Source organism: Streptomyces boncukensis, from assembly GCF_011045075.1.
GTDB classification, from domain to species: domain Bacteria; phylum Actinomycetota; class Actinomycetes; order Streptomycetales; family Streptomycetaceae; genus Streptomyces; species Streptomyces boncukensis.
In genome coordinates this window covers 1-4,603 of sequence record NZ_JAAKZZ010000543.1, presented here as the reverse complement: position 1 = coordinate 4,603, position 4,603 = coordinate 1, and the positions used below count along the sequence as shown (strand labels likewise).

4 protein-coding genes are annotated in these 4,603 nt (G+C 73.7%); all 4 read right to left on the bottom strand.

Going from position 1 to position 4,603, the window contains the following annotated elements; translation table 11 throughout:
- On the bottom strand, positions 1-310 hold a 310-nt coding region (locus G5C65_RS31565), incomplete at its 3' end, for a biotin/lipoyl-containing protein (RefSeq protein WP_338146755.1).
- Positions 311-366: 56 nt separating this feature from the next.
- Positions 367-1,773 carry a dihydrolipoyl dehydrogenase gene (lpdA, locus tag G5C65_RS31560; RefSeq protein ID WP_165302469.1) on the bottom strand — a complete coding sequence of 469 codons (1,407 nt, stop codon included), beginning with the start codon at positions 1,771-1,773 and terminating at the stop codon, positions 367-369.
- A 222-nt stretch (positions 1,774-1,995) separates the two neighbouring features.
- Positions 1,996-3,591: a leucyl aminopeptidase gene (locus tag G5C65_RS31555; protein ID WP_165302468.1), complete on the bottom strand. Its 1,596-nt coding sequence runs from the start codon at positions 3,589-3,591 to the stop codon at positions 1,996-1,998.
- Between the two features lie 141 nt (positions 3,592-3,732).
- Positions 3,733-4,539, bottom strand: coding sequence for an adenosylcobinamide-GDP ribazoletransferase (locus G5C65_RS31550; RefSeq protein ID WP_165302467.1), 807 nt, complete (start codon positions 4,537-4,539; stop codon positions 3,733-3,735).
- Positions 4,540-4,603 lie beyond the last annotated feature (64 nt).

Here is a 4,603-nt window from a genome sequence, read left to right as displayed (position 1 = left end):
CCGGGGCCTCGGCGGGCGCGGGCGCGGCCGCCTCGGCGGCGGCCGGGGCCTCGGCCGGGGCCGGGGCGCCGCTGCCGTCGTCGATGACGGCCAGCTCGGCGCCGACCTCGACCGTCTCGTCCTCGGCCACCTTGATGGAGGCCAGCGTCCCGGCCGAGGGGGCCGGGATCTCGGTGTCGACCTTGTCGGTGGAGACTTCGAGCAGCGGCTCGTCGGCCTCCACTTGCTCACCCTCGGCCTTCAGCCAGCGGGTGACGGTGCCCTCGGTGACGCTCTCGCCGAGCGCCGGCAGGGTTACGGAAACCGCCATGGTTTCTCTTGCTCCTTACGAATTGCGGGTGGGTCGCGCCCTGACGGACTCGGTGTTCAGTCGTGGGAGTGCAGCGGCTTGCCCGCGAGGGCCAGGTGGGCCTCGCCGAGCGCCTCCGTCTGCGTCGGGTGGGCGTGGATGAGCTGGGCCACCTCGGCAGGCAGCGCCTCCCAGTTGTAGATGAGCTGGGCCTCTGCGACCTGCTCGCCCATGCGGTCACCCACCATGTGGACGCCGACCACGGCCCCGTCCCGCACCTGGACGAGCTTGATCTCGCCCGCGGTCTTGAGGATCTTGCTCTTGCCGTTGCCCGCGAGGTTGTACTTGAGCGTGACGACCTTGTCGGCGCCGTACCGCTCCTTGGCCTGCTCCTCGGTGAGGCCGACGGAGGCCACCTCCGGGTTGCAGTACGTCACGCGCGGCACCCCGGCGTGGTCCACCGGCACCGGGTTCAGACCGGCCAGCCGCTCGGCCACCAGGATGCCCTCGGCGAAGCCGACGTGCGCGAGCTGCAGCGTGGGGATGAGGTCACCCACGGCGGAGATGGTCGGCACGTTCGTCCGGCAGTACTCGTCGGCCAGCACGAAGCCGCGGTCCATGGCGACCCCGGCCTCCTCGTAGCCCAGACCCTGGGAGACCGGGCCGCGGCCGATGGCGACCAGCAGCACCTCGGCCTCGAACTCCTTGCCGTCGGCGAGGGTGACCTTGACGCCGTCGGCGGTGTACTCGGCCCGGTCGAAGAAGGTGCCGAGGTTGAACTTGATGCCGCGCTTGCGGAACGCGCGCTCCAGCAGCTTGGAGCTGTCGACGTCCTCGGCGGGCACCAGGTGCTTGAGGCCCTCGACCACGGTCACATCCGTGCCGAAGGACTTCCAGGCCGAGGCGAACTCGACGCCGATCACGCCGCCGCCCAGCACGATCGCGGACTTCGGCACCCGGTCCAGGGTCAGCGCGTGGTCGGAGCTGATGATCCGCTCGCCGTCGATGGTCAGGCCCGGCAGGGACTTCGGCACGGAGCCGGTGGCGAGCAGGATGTGCCGGCCCTCGTAGCGCTGGCCGTTCACATCGACGGAGGTCGGCGACGACAGATAGCCGGAGCCCTCCACATAGGTCACCTTGCGGGAGGCGACCAGCCCCTGCAGGCCCTTGTAGAGCCCGGAGATCACGCCGTCCTTGTACTTGTGCACGCCGGCCATGTCGATGCCCTCGAAGGAGGTCTTGACACCGAACTCGGCGCTCTCGCGGGACTGGTCGGCGACCTCGCCCGCGTGCAGCAGCGCCTTGGTCGGGATGCAGCCCCGGTGCAGGCAGGTACCGCCCACCTTGTCCTTCTCGATCAGGGCGACATCCAGACCGAGCTGCGCGGCGCGAAGGGCAGCGGCATAGCCACCGCTACCGCCTCCGAGGATCACTAGGTCGAAAACGGTGCTGGCGTCGTTCGCCACGTCACGTCCTCCATGCATGGGTACGCCGGTGCCGGTCGACGTCGACCGGGCGGCTTTACGTACGGCCGCTGTCTTGCTTGCTCGGCCCTGGTCCCGGCTTGTGATCAAGCCGCTGCGGGGCCCTGTCCTGCCGAGGATCCATCTTCGCACTTGTTGGCGGACAACGGGACGCGGGCCCGGCTACGCATGAGTAGGCCCCGATCGCTCGCGGCGAACGGGGCCCCACTGCAACCGGGGCAATCAGCCCAGATCGCCCTCCGCGGTCCGCTCGGCCAGCCGCACCAGCGTCCGCACGGCGGAGCCGGTGCCGCCCTTGGGGGTGTAGCCGAAGGCCGACGCGTCGTTGAAGGCCGGACCCGCGACATCCAGGTGCGCCCAGGGGGTGTCCTCGGGCACGAACTCCTTGAGGAACAGCCCGGCGGTCAGCCCGCCGCCCATCCGGCTGCCCACGTTGGCCATGTCGGCGACCGGGGAGTCCAGCTCCTTGCGCAGCTCGGCGGGGAGCGGCAGCGGCCAGGCCGGCTCGCCCGCCTCCTCGGCGGTCTCGTGGACGGCGGTGCGGAACGCGTCGTCGTTCGCCATGACCCCGAACGTGCGGGGGCCGAGCGCCACCACCATCGCGCCGGTCAGCGTCGCCACGTCCACCACCGCGTCCGGCGTCTCCTCGCAGGCCCGGGTGAGCGCGTCGCCCAGCACCAGCCGGCCCTCCGCGTCGGTGTTCAGCACCTCGACGGTCTTGCCGCTGTACATCGTCAGCACGTCACCGGGGCGGGTGGCCGAGCCCGACGGCATGTTCTCGGCGAGCGCCAGCCAGCCGGTGACGTTGGCCTTCAGCCCCAGCCGCGCGGCGGCGACGACCGTGGCGAACACGGCGGCGGCGCCGCTCATGTCGCACTTCATCGTCTCGTTGGCGCCGGCGGGCTTGAGCGAGATGCCGCCGGAGTCGTAGGTGATGCCCTTGCCGACCAGCGCGAGGGTCTGCTTGGCCTTCGGGTGCGTGTAGCCGATCCGGACCAGCCGGGGCGGCTGCTGCGAGCCGACGCCGACGCCGAGGATGCCGCCGTAGCCGCCCTTGGCCAGCGCCTTCTCGTCCAGCACCTCGATCTTCAGACCGTGCTCCTTGGCAGCGGCCTGCGCCTGCGCGACGAAGTCCGCGGGGCCCAGGCCGTTCGCCGGGGTGTTGACCAGGTCGCGGGCGCGGTGCACCTCGGCGGCGAGCACCTGGGCGCGCTCGGCGGCCGCCTTGTGCTCCTTGTCCCGGGGCTTGGCGCCGACCAGGGCGATCTCGGCGAGCGGAGCGCGCGCTTCCTGCTCGCTCCGGCCGCCCTTGGCGGCCTTCGCGCCCTTGCCCTTGGCGCCCTTCCCCGCCGCGTCCGCCGCGCCCCGGGCGTTCTCCTTGCCGAGGTACGCGGTGAAGGCGTACGCGCCCAGCAGCGCGCCCTCGGCGACGGCGGCGACCGCCGCGGCGTCCTCGACCGGCAGCGCGAACGCGGCCTTCTTCGAGCCCGCCAGCGCGCGGGCTGCGGCACCCGCGGCCCGGCGCAGCGCCTCGGCGCCGTAGCCCGCCTTCTTCTCCGGTTCCTGGCCGAGCCCCACGGCCACCACCAGTGGCGCCTTCAGCCCGGAGCCGGGCGAGGGGAGCTTGGTGACCTCGCCCTCACCGCCGCTCGCGCCGAGGGTCTCCAGGGTCGCGGCGAGCTTCCCGCCGAACGCCTTGTCGACGCCCTCGCCGCCGGGGACGACGACGGGACCCTTGGCGCCCTTGGCGACGCCGACGACGACGGCGTCCGCGCGCAGTGTCGCGGCGGACGAGGTGCTGAGAGTCAGTGCAGACACGTGCGAGAGACCTTCTTCCGTTGATTCGGGCGCTGCGGGCATCGTATGCCCGGCTTCGCGCAGGGGCGCCGGGGCCCCCGCCCGGTGTCGCTCAGCCCCCGCCTCGGGGCGGGGCGTTGGGAGCGCACGCAACCACGGCGGTCAGCCCAGCGCAAGCACGATCAGTGCCGCGGTGGCCGCCGACTCGGCCAGCGCGCCGTAGACATCGCCGGTCACTCCGCCGAACCGGAGGCGGCAGCGGCGCAGCAGGGCCTCGGTGGCGGCCAGCCCCACAGCGGCCGCCGCGGCGTACACGGCGGCACCGCCCGCGGGGCGCCCCGTGTGCGAGACGGCGAGCCCGGCGCAGGCCGCCAGGGCCGTGACGGCGGCGGCCGTGCCCCAGGCGGCGCGCACCGGCACCGTCTCCGCGACGGCGGCGCCCAGCCCCTCCGGGCGCGCGGCGGGCACCCCCGTACGGGAGGCCAGGGTGAGCGCGGCCCGCGCCACCACAGCGGCCACGGCGAACGCCGCAGCGCCGTGCGCCCAGCTCCGCGCGTACAGCTCGCTCACCGCCGCGACCTGGGCCAGCAGCGCCAGCACGAGGGTGAGCACGCCGAAGGGCCCGATGTCCGACTGCTTCATGATGCGCAGCGCGTCCCCGGCGGGCTTCCCGCTGCCCAGCCCGTCGGCGACATCGGCCAGCCCGTCCAGATGGAGGCCGCGGGTGAGCGCGGCGGGCACCGCGACGGTTCCGACGGCGGCGAGCAGCGGGGAGGCGCCCAGGAGCAGCAGGGCGCCGCCGAGCGCGGCGGCTGCGAGGCCGACGACGAGCCCGGCGAGCGGGGCGCAGAGCATGCCGGCGCGGGCGGCCCTCCGGTCCCAGCGGGGGATGTTCACGGGGAGGGTGGTGAGCGTCCCGAAGGCGAAGCGGAGCCCGTCGGGGAGGGTGGCGCGGGGTGCGGTGTCCATGACGGGGCCAGGCTAGGCCGTGTCCGGCGGATCGTGCTGGGCAGGGGCTGCCCCTGCCCAGCAC

Coding starts and splice junctions, on each gene's coding strand:
- lpdA (WP_165302469.1), bottom strand. CDS start 1,773: ATGCATGGAGGACGTGACGTGGCGAACGACGCCAGCACCGTTTTCGAC.
- G5C65_RS31550 (WP_165302467.1), bottom strand. CDS start 4,539: ATGGACACCGCACCCCGCGCCACCCTCCCCGACGGGCTCCGCTTCGCC.